Below are 23,531 nucleotides of genomic sequence, written 5' to 3'. Positions count from 1 at the left end.
CAGAAACGAAAACAGCAGCCTGCTCATCGGTTTTGAAGTAAAGGAGGATATAAATATGCAGCAGTGGATATCGCTATTATCCCAGAACAATGTCGGCAAAGTTCTTGAAAACGAGCCGCTAGCCAAATACACCACATGGAAGATCGGCGGTCCTGCAGATGCGCTGATTATACCGGAAAACAAGGAGCAAATGGTCAATCTCATCCAATTGCTGCACGAGCATCAGATTCCATGGATGCAGCTTGGACGGGGTTCCAACATGCTGGTGTCTGACAAGGGGATACGCGGAGTTGTCGTGAAACCGGGAGAAGGCTTTGATTATGCCGAGTTTCATGAGGAAGGCGTAACGGCCGGAGCGGCACATTCCATTGTCAAACTCAGTGTGGTTGCTGCCAAAAAAGAGTGGACCGGTTTGGAATTCGGCAGCGGCATCCCCGGAACGGTCGGCGGAGCCGTATACATGAACGCTGGTGCCCATGGATCGGATGTGTCACGGATATTTCAATCCGCTGAGATTGTCTTGGAGACAGGAGAATTGGTACGTTACAGCAAGGAGGACATGGAATTTGCGTATCGCCACTCTGTTCTGCACGAGCGGAGAGGCATCGTGCTGGAGGCTACGTTTGCACTCCAGCAAGGGGAACGCAAGGTCATTTCGGAAACGATGGCGGCTTACAAAGATCGCAGGCGACGTACACAGCCACTACAGATGGCGTGTGCAGGTAGCGTATTCCGAAATCCACCCGGTGATCATGCTGCCCGACTGATAGAAGCAGCTGGGCTTAAAGGTATGACTCAGGGAGGCGCACAGGTATCCACCATGCATGCCAATTTCATTGTCAATACAGGGCAGGCGACAGCAGAGGACGTTATCACCCTAATGCAGCAGATACAGAGCACTATATCATCTCAAAACGGTATAAACCTGATACCGGAAGTCTTTGTAGTGGGTGAGCGGTAAACCCCGGAGGTGATACATTGGACAAATTGGTGATTGAAGGCGGGAAACCCCTCTCAGGATCCATACGCATCCATGGAGCAAAAAATGCCGCTTTACCGATCATGGCCGCAAGTTTGTTGGCAGATGGAGAAGTTACGCTGCACAACGTACCACACTTGTTGGACATTGAAGTGATGCTGTATATCCTGGAACGGCTTGGATGCACGTGTCGGCATGAACAAGGAACAGTGACGATAGATACGTCGTCCATTCGGTCATATGATGTGCCTGAGGATCTGATGAAACAGATGCGTTCTTCCATTTTTTTGATGGGTCCATTGCTGGCTAAGTTTGGGCAAGTATCCGTGTACCAGCCAGGTGGCTGTGCCATAGGAGAACGTAAAATTGATCTTCACCTCCGGGGCCTGGAAGTGCTCGGAGCTTCAATCGAAGAGCAGGATCAGCAGATCATCTGTCGCGGGCGCAAGCTGGTGGGGACAGACATTCATCTGGACTTCCCCAGTGTAGGTGCCACTGAGAATATTATGATGGCAGCTGTCACGGCTGAGGGTACAACAACGATATATAATGCAGCGAGAGAACCTGAAATACAGGATCTGCAACATTTTCTGAATGCTATGGGTGCACGAATTATTGGTGCCGGTACGGATACGATTACGATTAACGGGGTGGAGAAACTCAAACCTTGTTCTTACGAGATTATACCTGATCGAATCGTTGCAGGAACGGTGATGATTGCAGCCGCAGCAACAAGAGGGAATGTAACGCTTACACACTGTAATCCGGCCCATCTTACTTCACTTATACATGTGTTGAAGCGTACTGGTGTTCAAATCACAGTCTGCAATGATATAATGACGGTGAGCTGTATGAGTCGTCCAAAATCAGTAGACCGCATTGTGACTTCTCCGTATCCTTCATTTCCCACAGATCTGCAGTCACAAATCATGGTGCTGCTCAGTCTGGCGGACGGGTTCAGTGTGATGAAGGAGACGGTATTTGAGGGCCGGTTTAAACATGTGGATGAGTTGAATGTCATGGGTGCCGATATTTCGGTGGACCTGAATGCAGCGTTTATCCGTGGTGTTCCCCGATTGTACGGGGCTACAGTGGAAGCAACCGATCTGCGTGCAGGTGCAGCCTTAGTCATTGCTGGCCTTGCTGCTCAGGGCAAGACGGTTGTGGAGCAAGTGCATCATATTGACAGAGGGTACGATCGCATCGAGAAGCTTTTTCAGAGTCTTGGAGCTTCCGTGGAGCGACAGTCCCCCGTTTCGAAACAGCTGGATTTTGCCAATTAACGTCCTTTGAGTCCCCTTCTTAAAGGGAAGGGGGCCAGAGGCTTTGTGGAGCGCGACCTATGCCTAAAAGCCAAATTCCGGTTCTGAAGAAGAATCGGCCCAAACGAAACACAAGCCGTAAAATTGTTTTTATTCTCTTACTACTCTTTATTGTATTACTTGCTGTACTTTTTTTTCGTTCTTCGATGAGCCGGATTTCGGCAATTGAGATTACGGGTAATGTATATACTACGACTTCGGAATTGCTAGAGAAGAGCGGCCTGAAAGAAGGCGAACAGTTTTTTGGGACAAGCTCAGCTGATGTGATTGGGCGGCTGAAAACGATCAAGGCGGTATCGTCTGTAACGGTGGATAAACAATTCCCCGGCATTATTCATATCAAGGTCCAGGAATATCCAACGGTAGCGTATGAACTCGCTTCAGACGGTACGCTAAAAGCCATACTGGCAAGCGGGACGAGCCTTACGGTTCCTGCCACGATCGGAGTTGCCGTAGAGAAACCGATTTTGACCCAGTGGAAAGCAAATGATCCGCTTAAGACCAAACTGAGTGAAACATTGGCGAAGATCCCGAATGAACTGACGACGGATATTTCGGAGATTATTCCGAATCCTACGCCTTCATTTCCGGATCAGATCCGGATGTATACCAAGTCACAGTTTGAAGTCATTACAACCGTCTCTCTATTATCCGATAAGGTTGAATATCTTAATCAAGTCATTGAGACTGAGCGGCCAGGGAAGATTACGATGCTGGAGGCCGATACGTACGTGCCTTTCGTTCCGGACAACCCAGAAGAAGATGCTGAGCCAGGAGCTACACCCTGATTTTTACCCTCATTGGTTAAACTGTATTGCAAAACCAGGCGGGAGCGGGGTTTAGCCCCTGTGCACCACTGAAAGTTATTCTTTCTGAGATGAAGAAAAAATGATACACTTGAACTTATGGCACCTGAGTTGCCTCCTTCTTTTTTCTTCAAGGTTTTATGTCTCGCAACCAGATCTTGGCACCCAAAAAAATTGTAGAAAAAAGAGGGAAAGCCTAAAGTGTGTTGAATATGTTTTAAGAGTATTTAAACCCGAACGTATTTTACTATTGGAGTCAGGAGGTGCCACAGACTTGAGCAACAATGACATCATTGTTAGTTTGGACATCGGTACATCCAAAATTCGCGCTATTATTGGGGAAATGAATAATGGAACCTTTAATATTATTGGAGTTGGATCTGCCGACTCGGAGGGAATTCGCAAAGGTGTAATCGTAGATATCGATCAAACGGTGCAATCGATCCGCAATGCAGTGGATCATGCAGAACGTATGGTTGGTATTCAAATATCCGAAGTATATGTTGGAATCTCAGGAAATCATATCGGACTGATGAGCAGTCACGGCGTCGTGGCAGTGTCTAACGAGGATCGTGAAATCGGAGAAGAAGACATGGAGCGGGTGTTGAAAGCAGCCGAAGTGATTGCGGTTCCGCCGGAACGGGAAATTATTGATGTTGTAGCCAAGCAGTATGTTGTAGATGGCTTGGAGGGCATACAGGACCCCCGTGGGATGATTGGAGTTCGTTTGGAAGTTGAGGCAACGATCATTACGGGTGCAAAAACCGCGATACATAATCTTTTGCGCTGCGTGGAAAAAGCGGGTCTGAAAGTAAGTGATCTGGTACTCATGTCACTTGGAGCAGGCCAGCTCGCATTGTCGAAGGATGAAAAAACGATGGGTTCCGTGCTTGTTGACATTGGAGCAGGGGCGACAACCATTGCCATCTTCGAAGAAGACAGTCTCGTTGCAACTTCAACGCTGCCAATCGGCGGAGAGTTCGTCACCAATGACATCGCTTATGGTCTTCGCACTTTGACAGATCAAGCCGAAAAGGTGAAATTGAAATATGGCTGCGCATGGCTGGATGATGCTGCTGCAGACGTCATGTTCAAAGTAACCCGGATTGGCAGCAATGTTGACAAGGAGTTTTCTCAAGAGGATCTGGCGGCTATTATCGAACCAAGGGTTCAGGAAATATTCCAGATGATTTCTCAAGAAGTGAAACGTCTTGGTTACAATGAGCTTCCTGGAGGTTATATACTAACTGGAGGTACGGTCTCAATGCCGGGTGTTTTGCAGGTAGCTCAGCATGAGCTTGCTGCTTCGGTACGCGTTGCTGTGCCGGATTATATTGGTGTGCGTGACCCGGGATACACAAGCGGAGTCGGTATTTTGCACAGTGTAATCCGCAGTTTACGTATTCGTCCCTCGACCAACAGCAGCGGTGGAAGTAACAACAATAATAATAACAACAAAAAACCGACCAACCGCCCTAAGCCGAATACGGCTCAGGAATCGGAGCAAAAACCGGGTCTGTTCGAACGGCTGAAAAATATGTTCAGCGAATTTATATAACAGGTTGAATCCATTTCATACATTTCTTGAAGCCGTCTGAATGCGCTTGTTCTAAAATAAACGCTTTCGTTCGTAGATATATGAAATTGATTCGGTTCAATCAACAATTGGACGGGCCATCCATGCACATTGAGGGGGAGATGGAATAATATGTTGGAATTTGATTTCGAGATGGAGAGCTTGGCTCAAATTAAAGTCATCGGTGTAGGCGGCGGCGGAAGCAATGCGGTTAACCGAATGATTGAAAATGGTGTACAAGGTGTAGAATTCATTACGGCAAATACGGATGCGCAGGCATTGCACTTGGCGAAATCCGAACATAAATTGCAGATTGGCGATAAGTTGACACGGGGCCTCGGTGCCGGTGCCAACCCTGAAGTGGGTAAAAAAGCCGCCGAAGAATCCCGTGATCTGATGATGAACACCTTGAAGGGTGCCGACATGGTTTTTGTAACTGCCGGAATGGGCGGGGGGACAGGAACAGGGGCGGCTCCAGTCATCGCTGAGATCGCCAAAGAATGTGGTGCTCTTACAGTAGGTGTAGTGACCCGACCATTTACGTTTGAAGGACCGAAACGTTCTAGACATGCCGAGCAAGGCATTGAAGCGCTTAAGGAAAAAGTAGATACGTTGATTGTGATTCCGAATGATCGTTTGCTTGAAATTGTTGACAAAAAAACACCGATGCTTGAAGCGTTCCTTCAAGTGGACAACGTTCTCCGTCAAGCCGTTCAGGGTATTTCTGACCTAATCAAAGTCCCGGGCTTGATCAACCTTGACTTCGCAGACGTCAAAACGATTATGACAGAACGTGGATCGGCCCTGATGGGGATCGGTGAAGCGACTGGGGAAAACCGTGCCGCTGAAGCTGCACGCAAGGCTATCATGAGCCCATTGCTTGAAACTTCGATTGAAGGTGCACGTGGTGTCATCATGAACATTACGGGCGGAATCAATCTTTCCCTGTATGAAGTAAATGAAGCAGCAGAGATTGTCACTGCGGCTTCCGATCCGGAAGTGAACATGATCTTTGGTGCGATTATTGACGAAAACCTGAAAGAGGAGATCAAAGTTACGGTGATCGCAACGGGATTTGAAGACAAACCTGTTTCCCCACCACCAGGACGTAAACCAGCTCCAGCAAGTGAGCCTGCGGATAACCGTTCACCAAATCTGCGTCCATTCGGAAATCAGCCGAGCAATGATCAGCTGGATATTCCGACATTTTTGCGCAATCGTTCCCGTAACAATAACAACGATTAATACTTCAATAGATCTCAATGAAGACCCGATGCTCCTTATGGAGCAATCGGGTCTTTTTTTATTTTGCTTATCATCATATCATACCGTAACTGAACAAATTCTGAACAACAGGCCTGAGTAATTCCGACAAAAAAAGTTGAAACGGTCCCCCCATGATTAGACAGACTTTGAAAAGTGCGCTCCGTATACTTGTGAATATGCTCATGAATATCGGGATAACGTTATTTCGATATGTTGCGCGCAGGCAGGTGAAGAGTGTGGTTGTTTATGTGGATCTTATTTTTTTGACGAACCTGTGTATTGACGGTGCACTCATCGGGTTGACGGCCTGGATGCGCAAAACGAAGCTGGTTTGGTGGAGATGGTTACTGTCAGCGATCGTGGGTGCATTGTATGTTGTCATGATGTTTGTGCCGGAGTTTGATTTTATGTTCACCTTTTTGATCAAGTTTGGATTGTCTCTGGTGATGCTGGTTATTGCATTTGGGTTTAAAGGTCTTCAGGCATTTATGAGGACTTTGGGTACCTTCTATGTGATCAATTTTGTCGCCGCAGGGGGAATTTTGGGTGTGCATTACATGCTCCAGAGCTCTGGGGAACTGTTCAACGGCATTTGGTTTACGGCATCGGGTGGAATGTCATTTGATCTGAAAATCGCTTTCTGGTTCACGTTTATCGTATTTTTTGCCATGCTTTTTTTATTCAAAACCGTGCAGAGCTCGAAACAAAAAACAGACCGAATGACAACGTACTTGGGTAAAGTGGAGGTTTGCATCGAAGAGGTCAACATTTCTTGTACAGGCCTTCTGGATACAGGAAATCAATTAACGGATCCCCTTTCGCGCATGCCTGTCATGGTAATGGAGGTATCGTTGTGGCAAGACATGCTGCCTGCCGCATGGAAGGGCAGGTTGAAGGATGAGGCGCCGGACAACCTTATCATGGAGCTGGATCAGGAGGATTTTCACTGGCAGGATCGTTTAAGGCTTGTGCCCTATCGAGGCATCAACAACAAAGGAACTGCGTTTATGCTGGCGATTAAGCCGGACCGGGTGAAGGTTACGATGGATGAGATGTGTTATGAGACAACAAAGGTACTAATAGGGTTGGACGGGGGCGTACTGTCATCCGATGGAAAATACCAGGCCGTGATTCACCCTGAGCTTGTGCAAGACGCTGCTTCTGCGCAGTCTACGGCTATCTCTGCGGGAGCAACAGAAAAGCCGCTGAATGTGGTATAGGAGGAACGTACATGCTTGTAAAATGGAAACTGGTGGCACAGCTGCAGTACTATCGTTTATTATTTCTGCTTGGTTTGAAAAGTGAAGAGATCTATTATATCGGAGGCAGTGAGGCGCTGCCGCCCCCATTAACACGTGAAGAAGAAGAATTTTTGTTGCAAAAGCTGTCTTCAGGGGATTCGGCGATTCGTGCCATGCTCATTGAACGTAACCTGCGACTCGTGGTATACATTGCACGTAAATTTGAAAATACCGGAATTAATATCGAAGACCTGGTCTCCATTGGAGCCATCGGACTGATCAAAGCCGTTAACACCTTTGACCCGGAAAAGAAAATTAAGCTGGCAACTTATGCTTCGCGTTGTATTGAAAATGAAATATTGATGTATCTGAGACGCAACAGCAAAATTCGTACAGAAGTTTCTTTTGATGAACCACTCAACATTGATTGGGATGGAAATGAACTATTACTATCGGATGTACTTGGTACAGAGAACGATACAATCTATCGGAATATTGAAGAACAGGTAGACCGGAAGCTTTTGCATAAAGCGTTGGAAAAATTAACCGAGCGGGAGCGAATGATTATGGAGCTTCGCTTTGGCTTGACGGATGGGGAAGAAAAGACGCAAAAGGATGTCGCCGATCTGCTTGGAATCTCCCAATCCTATATCTCTCGTCTCGAAAAAAGAATCATTAAAAGACTCCGCAAGGAGTTCAATAAGATGGTCTGAACAAGAGCATTTTCCATAATGGGTATTAATGGCAAGGATGCCAAGTGCGAATAAAAAAGCCTGCCCCGGAGATAATGTACATTAATGTTTCTCCTTGGGAGGTAAATCACGATGACCCGAAACAAAGTCGAGATTTGTGGCGTGGACACCGCAAAATTGCCTGTCCTCACCAACACAGAAATGCGGGAATTGTTTCATTCCCTTCAGCAACACCATGATCGCTCAGCAAGAGAGAAATTAGTGAATGGCAACCTGCGTCTTGTACTCAGTGTCATTCAGCGCTTTAACAATCGGGGGGAGTTTGTCGATGATCTGTTCCAGGTTGGATGTATCGGCCTGATGAAAGCCATTGATAATTTTGATTTATCCCAGAATGTCAAATTTTCAACCTACGCGGTGCCGATGATTATCGGTGAAATCCGTCGATACCTGCGCGATAATAACCCGATTCGGGTATCTCGCTCTTTGCGGGACATTGCTTATAAAGCACTTCAGGTGCGTGACAGCCTGACGAATAAAAATTCCCGTGAACCGACGATATTCGAAATTTCCGAGGTACTGAATGTGCCGAAGGAAGATGTGGTTTTTGCATTGGATGCCATTCAGGACCCGGTTTCGCTCTTTGAACCGATCTATCATGATGGCGGAGATCCGATTTATGTAATGGATCAGATCAGTGATGACAAAAACAAGGATGTGTCGTGGATTGAGGAGATTGCTTTGCGTGAAGCGATGCATCGTCTTGGTCAGCGGGAAAAAATGATTCTGTCGATGCGGTTTTTCGAAGGGAAAACTCAGATGGAAGTGGCTGATGAAATTGGCATTTCCCAGGCTCAGGTATCCCGTCTGGAGAAATCAGCGATACAACAAATGCAGAAACATGTGAAGTCGTAGCATGATGTAAACCAAGAGGACGACCAAAGGGAGAGAAATATTCCTTGGTCGTCTTTTGTTTTTTCGATTCGAGATGAGGGGGATTGTTCTTTGCCTTTGAAAAACAGGACATTTTTCGCGTCTTGAACATATATTGTATAGAAGCGTAGAACGGGCAGAAGCGGATGAAGGCAGGGGGGCGGAACCGAGTGAAAGTAAACACAGGTGAATCGGCAGCACGAGGTATGAAAATTTCAGATTTTCAGACGAAAGATGTGATTAACATTACAGACGGCAAGCGTCTGGGACAGATCAGTGATTTGGAGCTGGATCTGAAGCAGGGGCGGATTGAAGCGATTGTTGTACCAGGCTACAGTCGTTTTATGGGGCTGTTTGGAGGGGGAACGGATCTGATCATTCCCTGGCGGAACATTGTGAAGATCGGCTCGGATGTGATATTGGTTAAAATGGATGAAATCAAGGAGAGTACCTATGATGAACGAGATCGTGAAGCGCGTATGTATGATGAACAACATAACAGTCGCGCAGACCGTGTGGAACGTATTGAGCGGTTAGACCGCAGTCAGCGCCGGACGATATAACCGAGACAGAACAGGGTTCATTTGGTACACTGGAAGTTGTGAGGTGAGATAATGGAGCCATTTATGTTGGATCAGGAAATAAGCGAACGGTCAGGTAACCAGAATTCCAATTTGGGTCCTGACCCATTGTTATTATATGTGGAGCCATGGAGACAACGGTTTGAGCACATGAAAGCCGGTTTCACGACAAGGCAGGGAGGGGTTGGAAGCACGCCTTATGCCAGTCTCAACTGTGCCTATCACGTGGGTGATGATCCGGCAGATGTATTTAAAAATCGTAAACTTGTGGCTGAAAAGCTGGGTTTTTCCTTGGAATCATGGACTTGTGGTGAACAGGTGCATGGCAAACATGTCGCTGTAATTGCAACGGAAGACAGAGGAAGAGGATTGTTGGATCGACAGTCTGCTTTGCAGGATACGGATGGATTGGTCACGAACGTCCCGGGTGTACTGCTGACTTCTTTTTATGCAGATTGTGTACCCCTATATTTCTATGATCCCGTACAACAAGCGGTGGGGCTTGCTCATGCCGGATGGAAAGGTACGGTTGCTGGTATAGCGGAGTCGATGGTCGAAACGTTGGAGCGGGAATATGGAAGCCGCAGACAGGATATCCATGCTGCAATTGGTCCCTCAATTGGGGATTGCTGTTATGAAGTGGATGAGGCGGTTATGCAGCATGTGCGGGTTTGGCTGGATCATTCCTCGGGTAATGATGAATACAAGAACTCTGCATCAAATCAAGTATATCGGCCAGCCGGAAATGGCAAAACGATGTTAAACTTGAAAGAATGCAATCGACACATTATGATGAAAGCAGGAATATTGCCGGATCATATCGAATGTACAACTTGGTGTACAAGCTGCAATCCCGGGCTGTTTTTCTCATATCGTAAAGAAAATGGCATAACCGGGAGAATGGCGAGCTGGATTGGGCTGGAAGAGAGGTGACCCTCTGTGTCTTTGGAGGAGCGTATACAACAGGTAAATCAGAAGATCGAAGCCGCATGTCAGCGCAGTGGACGTCAACGTGAGGATGTAAATGTGATTGCGGTCACGAAATATGTCTCACTTGAAACGACGGGATCTGTGCTGGACTGCGGTCTTGAGCATATTGGAGAAAATCGCTGGCAGGATGCACAGGCCAAATGGGAAGCATTCGGTGGGCAGGGTATCTGGCATTTTATCGGTCATTTACAGACGAATAAGGTGAAGGACGTCATCGGTAAATTTCGTTACATTCATTCACTGGATCGTTTGTCACTGGCGAAGGAATTGGATAAAAAGGCCGCTTCTCTTGGCATACAGGTGCAAACGCTTATGCAGGTAAATATTTCAGGTGAAGAGAGCAAATATGGCTTGCAGCCTGAACAGGTGAGTTCTTTTTTAAATGAAATCCGTTCGTTCAACAACCTGAAGGTTATCGGCTTGATGACCATGGCACCTCATGAGGAAAATCCGGAGCTAACCCGTCCCGTATTTCGCGGTCTGCGTGAGCTTAGAGACCATTTGAATGGACAAGCGTTGACAGCAGAGCCATTGACTGAGCTGTCGATGGGCATGTCCAATGATTTTGAAGTGGCGATTGAAGAAGGGGCAACCTGGGTTCGACTGGGATCGATTCTCGTAGGAAAAGAGGAGGGTTCACGATGGGCGTAATGAATAAATTTATGAATTTCCTCGGGCTTCAGGAAGAGGAAGAGATTGTGGAACGTGAGCGGCTCGCGGCACAAGAGGAAAATGAATCTGACCAGCAGGAAGCTGAAACCTCAAGTCTCGATAAACGTAGAAACCAAAGGGGGAATAATGTGGTGAGCATTCATTCCCAGAAAAATGTTAAAGTTGTCCTTTATGAACCGCGTTCGTATGACGAAGCTCAGGAGATTGCTGACCATCTGCGCTCCCATCGTACGGTTGTGGTTAACCTGCAGCGGGTGCGTCAGGATCAGGCACTGCGCGTTATTGATTTCTTGAGTGGCACAGTGTATGCACTGGGCGGCGGTATTTCAAAAATTGGCGGTAACATTTTTCTCTGTACGCCAGATACGGTTGAAATTCAGGGAGCAATTACGGAAATACTGGCTGACAGCGAGCAAGATTATAACAGAATGAGGTGAGCCGCTTTTGCAACAGATTGAAGTTGTGTTGTATACGCTATACCAGATTTATTTTTACATGGTCATTGTCTACATATTGATGTCATGGCTTCCCAACGCACGGGAGAGCTTCATCGGTGAATGGCTGGGCAAGTTAGTGGAACCTTATCTGAGTCCTTTCCGTCGATTTATTCCGCCTTTGTTCGGTATGTTGGATATTTCCCCGATTGTGGCGTTGATTGTTCTTCAACTCGCGCTTAATGGGCTGATCTCCATACTCCGGTATTTGGTATATTAGGGTAGGGTGAACATAGATGAGCGGTGAAATTTACGAGCATTTTAGTCACGACGAGCGGGATTTCGTGGATAAAGCCTCAGACTGGATTGAACGTGCGGGCAAGCTTCATGACATGAAGCTAACTGACTTTCTTGATCCGAGACAGGTCTTTATTTTACAAACACTTGTGAACCGTCGAGATGATGTACAGATCCGTCTAGATGGCGGTTATGAAGCCGCTGAACGCAAACGTGCGCTGATTGCACCGGATTATCGATATCTGGATGATGAAGATATGGGTATGCAGGTGATGAGCATTACATCTGACGATCAGAAGATCAAGGAGCTGGAGCATGGGGACTATATGGGTGCCCTGCTCGGGCTTGGCATGAAACGTGGCAAGATCGGTGATATTCAAGTGCTGGAGGACGGGTGCCATACTGTGGTGGCGTCGGAAACCGGCGCTTTTTTATCGCTTCAACTGAATCAGGTGCATCGGGTACATGTATTTACGGAGCTACTGGAATTGGACCAAATGAAATGGTCCGATAGCAAACTGGAGATCATGGACATCACAGTCGCTTCCCTTCGTCTGGATGGAATCTGTGCAGATGTGTATCGGCTTAGTCGCAGTAAGGTGTTGGTTCCGATTAAGGCTGGTCGTTGTCGTGTGAACTGGAAAGTGGAGGAAGATCCGTCCAAATCGCTGAAAGCCGGGGATGTGGTATCCATTCAGGGTTTTGGTCGATTCAAGGTACTGGAACAGGATGGGTTGACCAAAAAGGGACGCTGCCGCGTGAAAATCGGCAAATTTGCCTAAGTGTGTTGCAGGAAAACCTGCTTTCTTGTCGAAATGTTTAAGATAAAGGTGCAAAAAACATTCGGTGTTTCCGATATACATTGAAGTGTTAAGGTTGATATGACTGCCAAGGATCAGAGTCTGATCCTGCATTCCGTATTAGTTGCCAGGATTGGGCATCACACATACGGCCCCTTGGGTGGAACCCATATGCTGCAAACCTTCTCGGTACGGGAAGGAACTTTTACAGGAGGTGGACAGCATGCCATTAACGCCGCTGGACATACACAACAAGGAATTTTCCCGACGCTTACGCGGGTATGACGAGGATGAAGTCAATGAATTCCTGGATCAAGTCATCAAAGATTACGAAGGCGTCATTCGCGAGAACAAAGAGCTGAGCAATCAGCTGCTGTCCGTTCAGGAGAAGCTTGATCATTTTGCAACGATTGAAGAGACGCTCAGCAAAACCATTATTATCGCGCAGGAAGCTGCCGATGATGTGAAGAGCAATGCCAAAAAAGAGGCACAGTTGATCGTGAAGGAAGCGGAGAAAAATGCGGACCGGATCGTAAATGAGTCTTTGTCTAAATCACGTAAAATTGCTTTGGAAGTGGAAGAACTGAAAAAGCAGGCATCCATCTATCGTGCCCGTTTCCGTACACTTGTGGAAGCGCAGCTTGAACTGTTGTCGCAGGACGGCTGGGAAGCGCTGGAGAGCCGGGAGCAGGAAGTCCGTGATCGTGAGCGGGAAATGAAAGAAATTTATTAGTTTATCCGCCCGGTTGACTTTTGCCTGTAAAGAGGCTATAACTATATTCATAATGAATAGTGATTCCATGACGGGTTCAGTACGTTATGATCTCATCCCTCAGAGAGTTGGCGATCTGGTGCAAGCCAATGGATGAGTTATAGCCGAATATCTCCCCGGAGAAGTGACGCTGAAGCGGTGAACAAATTGCCGTGTGTAAGCGAAACCGTAAGCCAAACGTTATATTGGCACCCTGCGGTAGTTTAGCGGGGCATAAGTGCTGTTGATGACAGAACATACCCAGCTTGTATTGGATGTGGTTTGTGATGAACAGAATTAGGGTGGTAACGCGAGCACAGCCTCGTCCCTTTCCAGGGATGAGGCTTTTTTGTGTCCAAAAAGAAGCGAACGTGCATGAGGCCCGAAGGGTCCTCAAGGAGAGAGCCACCCCCGCCGGAGGAGCGAAGCGTCCGGCAGCGGGTTTTCCCCAAGGCGAACGCCCATGAGGCCCGAAGGTGCCTCAAGGAGAGAGCCACCCCGCTGGAGGAGCGAAGCGTCCGGCAACCGGGGTTTCGCCAAGGCGAGCGTCCATGAGGCCCGAAGGTGCCTCAAGGAGAGAGCCACCCCCGCCGGAGGAGCGAAGCGTCCGGCAACCGGGGTTTCGCCAGGGCGAGCGTCCATGAGGCCCGAAGGGTCCTCAAGGAGAGAGCCGCTCGCCGGAGGAGCGAAGCGTCCGGCAACTCCCTTCTCGCAGTGAGGCCATGCGGCGTTCCCGAAGGGGACAGTCGCAAAAGGGCCGACTCCAACATACACACAGCCTCACCGAAGCCGCCGCAGTTCCCGCCAAAGACAACACATTCCGGGTGTCCAGAGGGCGGAGCGCCTATGGGGTCCCCCTTGGCAAGGGGGATTTAGGGGGATTGAAACGCTTTTTGTGGACGGTCCACAATTTAACACAGCTGAAAGGAAGAGATGATCATCATGCAACGAGTAGACGTCAAAGAAAAAGCACGTGCCAGAGAACTACGCGTGTTAAACAAATGGAAAACCGAGAATACATTCAAAAGATCCATCGAAAACCGGGAAGGCAAGCCGAACTTCGTATTTTACGAGGGACCGCCTACAGCCAACGGTAAACCGCATATCGGTCACGTACTGGGACGGGTAATCAAGGATTTCGTGGGACGGTATAACACGATGAAGGGATACCGCGTCGTTCGAAAAGCAGGATGGGATACACACGGTCTGCCTGTAGAGCTGGGTGTTCAGAAAAAGCTGGGCATCTCCCACAAGTGGGAAATCGAAGATTACGGTGTGGAGAAATTCATTAACGAATGTAAAGCGAGCGTGTTCGAATACGAACAGCAATGGCGCGATCTGACAGAAGGTATCGGCTACTGGACAGATATGGATAACCCATACATCACACTCGACAACAACTACATCGAAAGTGTGTGGAATATCCTGGCAACAATTCATGAAAAAGGCCTGCTGTATCGGGGTCACCGTGTGAGTCCTTACTGTCCGTCTTGTCAGACTACACTCAGTTCCCATGAAGTTGCACAAGGGTACAAAGACGTCAAAGACCTCAGTGCTACAGCCAAATTCAAGCTGGATGACAGCGGCGAATTTGTGCTTGCCTGGACGACGACGCCTTGGACATTGCCTTCACATGTTGCGCTTGCCGTGAATCCGGATATGGACTACTCCCGCGTTCGTCAGGACAACGAAGTGTATATCATGGCGACCAATCTGGTTGAGAAAGTTATGAAAGACGCCAAAGGTGAGTATGAAATCATCGGTGCCCTGAAAGGTTCTGACCTGGTTGGCAAAACGTATGATCCTCCGTTCAACTACGTGCAGGCTGAGAAAGCAAACATCATCCTGGGCGCAGGCTTTGTAACCGATGCAAGCGGGACAGGGATTGTACACATGGCACCTGCACATGGTGAGGATGACTATCGTGTATGTCGTGAGAATGGCATCAGCTTTGTGAACATGGTGGACCTGGAAGGCAAGTTTGTCCCACAGGTAACTGATTTTGCCGGACGTTTTGTGAAGGATTGCGATATTGATATCGTCAGATACCTGTCGGAAAAAGGACGTTTGTTCAGCAAAGAAAAATATGAGCACAGCTATCCGTTCTGCTGGCGTTGTGATACACCACTTCTGTACTATGCAATGGACAGCTGGTTTATCCAAACAACAGCAATCAAGGATCAGCTGATCGCCAATAACAGTGAGGTAGAATGGTATCCAGGTCACGTTCGTGACGGGCGTTTCGGAAAGTTCCTTGAAGATCTCGTGGACTGGAATATCAGCCGTGACCGTTATTGGGGAACGCCACTGAACATCTGGGTATGTGAAGAGACGGGCGAACAATTCGCTCCTCATAGTATCGCTGAGCTGCGTGCTCGTGCGATTGGCGACGTGCCTGAGAATCTGGAGCTGCATAAACCATATGTAGATGATGTCAGAGTCATGAGCTCTTGTGGCAACTATGAAATGAAACGTACACCGGAAGTGATCGATGTCTGGTTCGACAGCGGCTCCATGCCGTTTGCCCAACAGCACTATCCATTTGAAAATAAAGAAACATTTGAACAGCAATATCCGGCTGACATGATCTGTGAAGGGATTGACCAGACACGTGGCTGGTTCTACAGCTTGCTGGCGGTATCTACGCTTCTCACAGGCAAAGCGCCTTATAAAGCAGTGATGGCAACAGGCCACGTTCTTGATGAGAACGGCCAGAAGATGTCCAAATCGAAAGGTAACGTTATCGATCCATGGGAAGTCATTGAAGAATATGGTACAGATGCATTCCGCTGGGCATTGTTGTCTGACAGCGCACCATGGAACAGCAAACGTTTCTCCAAGGGCATTGTGGCCGAAGCAAAATCCAAAATGGTGGATACGCTGGTCAACACCCATGCATTCATGACGCTGTATGCTACCATTGATGGATTTGATCCACAGGAGCATCCGTTCAAACGGTCTGCACACAAGCTGGATCGCTGGATTCTGTCGAGACTGAACAGCCTGATCCTCGTAGTGGAAAAAGCGCTGGCGGTTAATGACTACCTGAACTCTTCCAAAGCGATTGAAGCATTTGTGGATGAGCTCAGCAACTGGTACATCCGTCGTTCCCGTGACCGTTTCTGGGGCAGCGGATTGACAGAAGACAAACTGGACGCATATCGTACACTTACCGAAGTACTGGTGACTACAGCCAAGCTGGTGGCTCCGTTCACACCGATGCTTGCAGAAGACATCTATCTGAACCTGACTACTGGCGAGAGTGTACACATGGATGACTATCCCGTTGCCAATGAATCCCTGATTGATCTGGATCTGGAGCAGGATATGGAGACAGCACGCAGAGTTGTTGAGCTTGCCCGTAACGTTCGTAACGAAACAGGAATCAAAACACGGCAGCCATTGTCCGAGTTAATCGTTTCCCTGGATAAAGGCTTCGATCTGGCGAGTTATGAAGAGATCATCAAGGATGAGATCAATGTCAAAGGTATCCGTACCGAGCATAATGATGCGGAATTCGTTGATTTTACATTGAAGCTGAACCTGAAAGTAGCGGGTAAAAAATACGGTAAAAATGTAGGCTTCCTGCAAAACTTTTTCAAGGGAATGTCTGCGGATGAGACACGTAAAGTGGTGACAGAAGGCGTCCTGAACGTCGTATCTCCGGAAGGCGAAGAGCTGCAAGTGACGGATGAAGAACTGCTGGTAGAGAAACAAGCCAAATCCGGTTTTGCATCGGCATCTGGTTATGGTCTGACAGTGGCTCTCAATACTGAAATCACGAAAGAGCTTGAACAGGAAGGCTGGGTCCGTGAAGTCATTCGTGCAGTACAAGACACGCGGAAGAAGCTCGATCTCCCGATTGAGAAAAGAGTACGTTTAACCTTGGATGTGGACCCGTCTCTCCAAGAAGCGATTCAATCCTTTGATGACGTGCTGCGTGATAATGTTCTCGTAACCGAAGTAACCTTCGGTACGAACGAATCAATGGAGCGCATTGAAGCTGGAGGTAAAACTTTCGGCGTATACATCGAGGGATAATAGAGTATTTCATACGTAAAGCGTTCCTTTGGGAATGAGCAGTTGTCCCAGACTTAACGGAGACAGAGTAACTCCATTTCAAATAGGACAGAATATAGAGACAGATATGCCAACGAGCCTCAGATGCAGGAGATGAATCCTGTATCTTGGCTCGTTTGGTTTTTCTGCAAATGGGCAATGATTTCTATTGTGTAGACACTCTATATACATCAAAGGAACTGAGTAAATTTATGAACGAACAAGATACCCAATCGCCATCTAGTCCAGAATCCACGCATTCCAAGAATGCGGAGGACAAGATTGAAGAACTTCACAAGCTCACTAACCGGATCGCCAATGAACTCGAACGTTCACGAATCGCACAGTATACAGAATTGTTGAACCGGCCGTGGAAGCTGATCGGACTTAATTTGTTGTCTGGTGCAGCAAGGGGCGTGGGGATTGCCATCGGTTTCACTTTTTTTGCAGCAACGATCATTTACGTGTTACAAGTGCTTGGCGCGCTTAATCTGCCCATTGTGGGTGATTACATCGCAGATATTGTGCGGATTGTGCAACGACAACTGGAGTTGAACACGTATTAGTTGCCCCGTGCGCTTAATACGAATCGTCTGGTTCCATATCCGGTTCTAACAGACCATCGCCTTCACGGTTCTCCAGGTACTGTCGATATTGCCGATTGCGTACGATGGACACATCGTGACCATAAATGTCGGTTGCGACAAAGCTCTCATACGCTTCAACGCACCCTTCCACTTCATCTGTGGCTTCAATCGCCATGACGTCATAACTGTCGATGTCCCGTCCCTCTGCCATGGCCGGCGTGTTGGAGGTGCCCCAGCTTTCAACGATCTGCCATGCATCTTCGCCGTCGAAGCCGTTCTGGTCATCACGTTCATCCAGGCTAGTGCGGCCAAAGGCTGGAGCGAGAAATTCTTCCTCGATTGGGCGATTTTCGGAGACAACGGTTTCCGGTTGATGTTTTTTGCAGTATTTGGTGTATGGAACAGCTTGCATGCGCTCATAGGGGATAGGCTGTTGACATACGGCACAAGCCCCATAATGGCCTTCTTCAATGGAATGCAGGGCAGAATCAATGCGCTCCAGTTGAAATTCATCATGCTCCAGCAGTGAAATATCCTTTTCGCGTTCATACATCTCGGTAGCTACATCACCGGGATGGTTGTCAATCGGTGATAATTCACCTGTCTGGAGCTTCATGGAGTCACCAAGACCATAATGTTCGTTTTGCTCCAGTCTATGTTCAATATCACGCTTTTCGGTTATCAGTTGGGAACGTAACAATTGCAGTTGTTTGGCAGTGAAATGTGACATCGTTTTCCCCTTTCTGTTCCTTGTGAACTCCGGTTTTTGAGTCTGTTGTAGGATGTACCATTTCGTGCACAATTACAGAAGGAAAATGTTATCGTTTTTGCCATCCATGCAGCGACTAACGCGTCGTGGACGATTTCCAAACAGCTGTGCTACAATGAACAAGTCTGGCGTTAGGCCTGGTATCGTTTGGAAAAGACAAGAACGGAGTGACAAACAAACGTGGTGTATTATATCCTCGCTTTTATCGTATTTTTAGTGGATCAGGGAACGAAGTTCCTCATAGCAACCCGGATGGAACTTAGAGATGAAATTCCGGTGATTGGCAATTTCTTTGTCATCACATCACATCGCAACTCAGGTGCAGCTTTTGGTATTTTGCAGGATCAACGCTGGTTCTTTATTGTGGTTACCCTGGTTGTCGTGGTGGCTTTGGTGTGGTATTTGCAAAAAGTAAAAGATACTCCGCACAAATTGCTGCCTGTGGCGCTTAGTTTGGTACTTGGCGGAGCGATTGGTAACTTTCTGGATCGGGCTTTGACCGGAGAAGTTGTCGATTTTATTCAGCTTAATTTTGGAAGCTACACGTTTCCCATTTTCAACATAGCCGACTCGGCCATCTGTATCGGAGTGGTACTGATCATTGTGGAAACGTTGCTTGAAGGACGGCGCGAAAAAGCAGCCGCAAAGATCGAAGGGAATGAACATCATGAGTAAAACGCAAAATGAAGATCAGACTAACGGAGACATGTCAACACATGACGATGAGCTCCTGCTGAATGACAATGACCGTATGGAATGGACGGTTGCTGCAGAACATAAGAAAGAACGAATTGACAAATATATTACAGAATCCATGGATAACGTATCGCGCTCCCAAGTTCAATTGTGGATTGGAGACGGATTCGTAACGGTAAACGGGGCTAAAGTCAAAGCCAACGCCAAATTATCCGAAGGTGATCTGATAGAGCTCCAAATTCCTGAGCCGGCAACTGTGGAGATCATTGCTGAAGATATTCCGCTTGACGTGGTATATGAAGATAGCGATTTGATCGTTATTAACAAACAGCGCGGCCTTGTTGTACATCCTGCACCAGGGCATACGTCTGGAACACTCGTTAATGCTCTGATGTATCATTGCAAGGATCTCTCAGGCATTAACGGCGAGTTGCGTCCCGGCATTGTGCATCGGATTGATAAGGACACATCCGGCCTGATCATGGCTGCAAAAAATGACCGAGCCCATGCCTCGCTGGCAGCCCAACTCAAAGAACATAGTGTGAATAGACGATACATTGCACTCGTTCATGGACATCTTAGTCATGATCAGGGTACCATTGATGCGCCAATTGGACGAGACACCAATGATCGCAAAATGTACACTGTTACCGAACGTAACAGTAAACATGCCGTCACGCATTTTACCGTCTCGGAGCGTATTAATGACTATACCCTGTTGGAGTTGAAACTGGAGACAGGACGTACGCACCAAATTCGTGTTCACATGAAGTTCATTGGTCATCCGCTTGTTGGAGATCCGACGTATGGACGTAACAAAGGGATCAAAATGCAGGGGCAGGCTCTGCATGCCGCGATTCTTGGCTTTGTTCATCCGACCACCGGAGAATATCTTGAATTTACAGCTCCGCTTCCGCAGGATATGGAAGATGTGCTTGCCTCATTACGCAGCCGCTGACAGCTCGTGAAAGTACAAATGTTCGGAACATTTGTCCATGGTTTTGAACGCGCAAATGCTTCATATTTAAGTGTAGAAATTTGCGTCAAATGAGGAGATGAACAAAACCATGAGTATTGATAAATATCAGGAAACGTACATTCAGACTAATTTTGCCGACCGTATTGGCGGCTCCAACTATGGTAAAGACACGAACATCTATAAATTCGAGAAAATCAAACGTGCCAAAGCTTCGGCTAAAAAAGATTTTCCTAATGTAGAATTGATTGACCTCGGCGTAGGTGAGCCGGATGAGATGGCAGATGCAGGTATCGTCGCTGAATTGGCGGAGCAAGCCTCCAAACCCGAAAACCGTGGTTATGCGGATAACGGTATTCCTGAATTCAAGGAAGCAGCAGCGGCTTATCTGAAAAATGTATTTAATGTTGAAGGTATTGATCCATCAACTGAAATCGTGCATTCCATCGGTTCTAAGCCAGCTTTGGCTATGATGCCTTCTTGCTTCATTAATCCAGGTGATGTAACGATCATGACGGTGCCTGGGTACCCGGTTATGGGTACACACACCAAATATCTGGGTGGCGAAGTATTCAACATCCAATTGACCAAGGAGAACAACTTCCTGCCTGACCTTAGGGCCATTCCGGAGGATATCGCGAAACGTGCGAAGCTGCTCTATCTGAACTATCCAAATAACCCAACGGGTGCGAGCGCAACGGTTGAGTTCTTTACAGAAGTGATTGAATGGGCGAAAAAATACAGCGTTGTTGTTGTCCATGATGCTCCATACGCTGCACTGACATATGACGGCAAAAAACCGTTCAGCTTCCTTTCCGTACCTGGTGCGAAGGATGTTGGCGTGGAACTGCACTCCCTTTCCAAGTCGTACAACATGACCGGCTGGAGAATTGGTTTTGTAGCAGGGAATCCGCTTGTTGTTAAAGCATTCAGTGACGTGAAAGACAACAATGACTCCGGTCAGTTCATTGCAATCCAGAAGGCTGCTGCCTATGGTTTGAACCACCCGGAAATCACTGAAAAAATTGCAGAGAAATATTCCCGTCGTCACGATATGCTGGTAGCAGCATTAAATGAGCTTGGCTTCCAAGCGGAGAAACCTAAAGGTTCTTTCTTCCTTTACGTAGAAGCACCAAAAGGGGTAGTAGGTGGACGCAGATTTGAATCCGGAGAAGACTTCTCGCAATTTCTGATCCGTGAGAAACTGATCTCATCGGTACCTTGGGACGATGCGGGTAACTTTGTTCGTTTCTCCGTTACCTTTGAAGCTAAAGGAGAAGAAGAAGAGAAACGTGTTATCGCTGAAATTAAACGCCGCCTGAGCGACGTTCAATTCGAATTTTAATACAATTCACATAACCATAATGATGTAGTGAAAAAGAGACCGTTTCCGGTCTCTTTTTTATGCTCTAAATATAAAATTCTTCTTGTAATCCCTTTACAAAATTATACAAGCAACATATGATTAGATCTTTACGTTATTTAAATAGACAGAAGTTGCTTTTGAAGGGAGTTATGGGAATTGTTATCATCACGTACCGATACGGTGTCATCCCCTGCTGCAGGAATGAGTAATACCATCACAGGTTTATTCAAACTATTGAGGCCAAAACAGTGGACCAAAAATGGGCTATTGTTTGCTGCGCTGCTTTTTTCTTTTGAGGAAATTCGGACTGAAACCATTCTATCGACTTTACTAGGTTTTATTTTATTTAGCCTGGTTGCGGGCTGCGTATATATTTTGAATGATTACGTGGATCGTGACAGGGATCGTCAGCATCCGGTGAAGAGGTTCCGGCCACTTGCCTCCGGACAGGTCAACCCAACACATGCCTTGTTGTTTGGAATTGTACTGCTGCTCCTTTCCGTAAGTACAGCCTTTGTGCTGAATTCGCTATTCGGTGTTCTGTGTATCGTTTACTTTCTATTGAATGTGTCCTATTCATTTGTACTGAAACATCTCGTTATTTTGGATATGATGACCATTGCGGCTGGATTTGTGCTTCGTGCGATTGCAGGGGGTGTACTGATCCATGTGCCATTTACGCCCTGGTTTCTCATTTGTACGATGCTGCTTTCCCTGTTCCTGGCAATTGGCAAACGGAGGAATGAACTTACTCTGCTTGAGGGTAACACGGGTTCACACCGTAAAGTATTGGACAACTATTCGATAACGTTATTGGATCAGTTCAATACGATCGTCACGACTGCCACCATTATCAGTTATTCACTCTTTACCTTCACATCTGATCGCACCATTCATCTGATGTGGACCATTCCTTTAGTCATATATGGCATGTTCCGTTATCTGTATCTGATTCATATGAAGAACCAGGGCGGTTCGCCTGATCGGGTTCTGTTTGAGGACAAGCCCATCTTAATCACGGTTATTTTGTATGTCATAAGTGTTATTTCGATTTTTGCTATTTTCGAATAAAAGCTAGAAATCTGGAAGGTAGAGGGGGATCAGGGTGAGAAGCACGAAAGTCGCCATTTTCGATATTGATAAAACAATTATACGCAGAGATTCCATGTTTCAGTTTGTGCATTACGGCGTTCGTCGATACCCGTGGCAGGCATGGAGATTACCTGTAATTGCATTTCATACGGCGCTGTTCAAGGCAGGTCTGATGACCGTTGAACGTGTCAAACGTTCCTATTTCAAAAGCATTGAGCGCATGACCGAAAAAGATCTGGAGCATTTTTTTGACACTCGACTGCGTACTGCCATTTTTACCGAGGCAAGTGTTGAGATGCAGCACCGAAAGGAAGCGGGATACCATGTGTTACTCGTAACTGCATCCCCGCATGCCTATATGAAATATTTTAAAAACTTTCCCTGGGTGGATCATGTCATTGGTACCGATTTGGTTCGTCACTCGAATGGCTATACCTGTAGGATTGAAGGCAGCAATTGCAAAGGCGATGAAAAGGTTCGCCGAATTCAGGCCTATCTGGATGAGAAAAAGATGGTGATTGATTATGAACAGTCCTGCGCCTACTCCGACTCCTTATCCGATCTTCCAGTCATGCAGCTAGTAAGTCAGCGGTACTTTATTAACAAACGAGTACCAGAGATGGAGGCATTAACGTGGGGGAAATAA

At 47.1% G+C, this 23,531-nt stretch carries 23 protein-coding genes and 1 other annotated feature; of the genes, 22 read left to right on the top strand and 1 reads right to left on the bottom strand.

What is annotated here, in order from left to right; genetic code table 11:
* The first annotated feature begins 55 nt into the window (after positions 1-55).
* The 17 genes from murB (at position 56) to ACFTRD_RS19405 (ending at position 17,965) form a co-directional block, all read left to right on the top strand.
* Positions 56-961, top strand: a complete 906-nt coding sequence (murB, locus tag ACFTRD_RS19485) for a UDP-N-acetylmuramate dehydrogenase (RefSeq protein WP_379382812.1) — start codon at positions 56-58, stop codon at positions 959-961.
* Between the two features lie 17 nt (positions 962-978).
* Entirely contained in the window at positions 979-2,262 is a 1,284-nt protein-coding gene (gene murA, locus ACFTRD_RS19480) for a UDP-N-acetylglucosamine 1-carboxyvinyltransferase (protein WP_192268945.1), read from the top strand.
* 59 nt (positions 2,263-2,321) lie between these two features.
* Positions 2,322-3,089 carry a cell division protein FtsQ/DivIB gene (locus ACFTRD_RS19475; protein ID WP_379382810.1) on the top strand — a complete coding sequence of 256 codons (768 nt, stop codon included), beginning with the start codon at positions 2,322-2,324 and terminating at the stop codon, positions 3,087-3,089.
* Positions 3,090-3,381: 292 nt separating this feature from the next.
* Entirely contained in the window at positions 3,382-4,665 is a 1,284-nt protein-coding gene (gene ftsA, locus ACFTRD_RS19470) for a cell division protein FtsA (protein WP_379382808.1), read from the top strand.
* A 150-nt stretch (positions 4,666-4,815) separates the two neighbouring features.
* The gene (gene ftsZ / locus ACFTRD_RS19465) at positions 4,816-5,928 is read left to right on the top strand and encodes a cell division protein FtsZ (protein ID WP_379382806.1); all 1,113 of its coding nucleotides are present in this window, start codon (positions 4,816-4,818) and stop codon (positions 5,926-5,928) included.
* A 257-nt stretch (positions 5,929-6,185) separates the two neighbouring features.
* Entirely contained in the window at positions 6,186-7,169 is a 984-nt protein-coding gene (gene spoIIGA / locus ACFTRD_RS19460; RefSeq protein WP_379383131.1) for a sigma-E processing peptidase SpoIIGA, read from the top strand.
* Between the two features lie 11 nt (positions 7,170-7,180).
* A complete protein-coding gene (sigE, locus tag ACFTRD_RS19455) occupies positions 7,181-7,903 on the top strand; it encodes an RNA polymerase sporulation sigma factor SigE (RefSeq protein WP_017687308.1) in 723 nt (240 codons plus the stop codon).
* 111 nt (positions 7,904-8,014) lie between these two features.
* The gene (gene sigG, locus ACFTRD_RS19450) at positions 8,015-8,797 is read left to right on the top strand and encodes an RNA polymerase sporulation sigma factor SigG (protein WP_024628410.1); all 783 of its coding nucleotides are present in this window, start codon (positions 8,015-8,017) and stop codon (positions 8,795-8,797) included.
* Between the two features lie 224 nt (positions 8,798-9,021).
* Positions 9,022-9,378 (top strand): YlmC/YmxH family sporulation protein, encoded by a 357-nt coding sequence (locus tag ACFTRD_RS19445; RefSeq protein ID WP_379383130.1) that lies wholly within the window; start codon positions 9,022-9,024, stop codon positions 9,376-9,378.
* A gap of 51 nt (positions 9,379-9,429) precedes the next feature.
* Entirely contained in the window at positions 9,430-10,329 is a 900-nt protein-coding gene (gene pgeF, locus ACFTRD_RS19440) for a peptidoglycan editing factor PgeF (protein ID WP_379382803.1), read from the top strand.
* Positions 10,330-10,335: 6 nt separating this feature from the next.
* On the top strand, positions 10,336-11,037 hold the full coding sequence (locus tag ACFTRD_RS19435; RefSeq protein ID WP_379382801.1) for a YggS family pyridoxal phosphate-dependent enzyme: 702 nt from the start codon (positions 10,336-10,338) through the stop codon (positions 11,035-11,037).
* Positions 11,028-11,495 (top strand): cell division protein SepF, encoded by a 468-nt coding sequence (locus ACFTRD_RS19430; protein ID WP_062326391.1) that lies wholly within the window; start codon positions 11,028-11,030, stop codon positions 11,493-11,495. The genes ACFTRD_RS19435 and ACFTRD_RS19430 overlap by 10 nt, the downstream gene beginning before the upstream one ends.
* 7 nt (positions 11,496-11,502) lie before the next feature.
* Positions 11,503-11,772, top strand: a complete 270-nt coding sequence (locus ACFTRD_RS19425; protein WP_192268932.1) for a YggT family protein — start codon at positions 11,503-11,505, stop codon at positions 11,770-11,772.
* A 16-nt stretch (positions 11,773-11,788) separates the two neighbouring features.
* Entirely contained in the window at positions 11,789-12,571 is a 783-nt protein-coding gene (locus tag ACFTRD_RS19420) for a YlmH family RNA-binding protein (protein WP_379382799.1), read from the top strand.
* A 241-nt stretch (positions 12,572-12,812) separates the two neighbouring features.
* The gene (locus ACFTRD_RS19415) at positions 12,813-13,322 is read left to right on the top strand and encodes a DivIVA domain-containing protein (protein ID WP_192268928.1); all 510 of its coding nucleotides are present in this window, start codon (positions 12,813-12,815) and stop codon (positions 13,320-13,322) included.
* A gap of 58 nt (positions 13,323-13,380) precedes the next feature.
* Positions 13,381-13,673: a binding site (T-box leader), on the top strand.
* 609 nt (positions 13,674-14,282) lie between these two features.
* Entirely contained in the window at positions 14,283-17,381 is a 3,099-nt protein-coding gene (gene ileS, locus ACFTRD_RS19410) for an isoleucine--tRNA ligase (RefSeq protein ID WP_379382796.1), read from the top strand.
* Positions 17,382-17,611: 230 nt separating this feature from the next.
* Complete coding sequence (locus tag ACFTRD_RS19405) at positions 17,612-17,965, top strand: DUF5665 domain-containing protein (RefSeq protein ID WP_379382794.1); 354 nt, start codon at positions 17,612-17,614, stop codon at positions 17,963-17,965.
* 13 nt (positions 17,966-17,978) lie between these two features.
* On the opposite strand, the gene ACFTRD_RS19400 is transcribed toward ACFTRD_RS19405, so the two are convergent.
* Positions 17,979-18,716 (bottom strand): TraR/DksA C4-type zinc finger protein, encoded by a 738-nt coding sequence (locus ACFTRD_RS19400; protein ID WP_379382792.1) that lies wholly within the window; start codon positions 18,714-18,716, stop codon positions 17,979-17,981.
* Between the two features lie 219 nt (positions 18,717-18,935).
* Here ACFTRD_RS19400 and lspA point away from each other — a divergent pair, with 219 nt between their 5' ends.
* From lspA to ACFTRD_RS19375, 5 genes are all read left to right on the top strand, one after another.
* Complete coding sequence (gene lspA / locus ACFTRD_RS19395) at positions 18,936-19,430, top strand: signal peptidase II (protein ID WP_053784185.1); 495 nt, start codon at positions 18,936-18,938, stop codon at positions 19,428-19,430.
* A complete protein-coding gene (locus tag ACFTRD_RS19390; protein WP_379382789.1) occupies positions 19,423-20,409 on the top strand; it encodes an RluA family pseudouridine synthase in 987 nt (328 codons plus the stop codon). Before lspA ends, ACFTRD_RS19390 begins: the two co-directional genes overlap by 8 nt.
* A 109-nt stretch (positions 20,410-20,518) precedes the next feature.
* The gene (locus tag ACFTRD_RS19385; RefSeq protein ID WP_379382787.1) at positions 20,519-21,772 is read left to right on the top strand and encodes an LL-diaminopimelate aminotransferase; all 1,254 of its coding nucleotides are present in this window, start codon (positions 20,519-20,521) and stop codon (positions 21,770-21,772) included.
* Between the two features lie 222 nt (positions 21,773-21,994).
* Entirely contained in the window at positions 21,995-22,864 is an 870-nt protein-coding gene (locus ACFTRD_RS19380) for a decaprenyl-phosphate phosphoribosyltransferase (protein WP_379383128.1), read from the top strand.
* A gap of 34 nt (positions 22,865-22,898) precedes the next feature.
* Positions 22,899-23,531, top strand: coding sequence for an HAD family hydrolase (locus ACFTRD_RS19375; protein WP_379382785.1), 633 nt, complete (start codon positions 22,899-22,901; stop codon positions 23,529-23,531).

Origin of the sequence: Paenibacillus sp. NPDC056933, from assembly GCF_042674385.1 — a bacterium.
Lineage (GTDB): Bacteria > Bacillota > Bacilli > Paenibacillales > Paenibacillaceae > Paenibacillus.
This window is presented reverse-complemented; position numbering and strand designations above follow the sequence as displayed.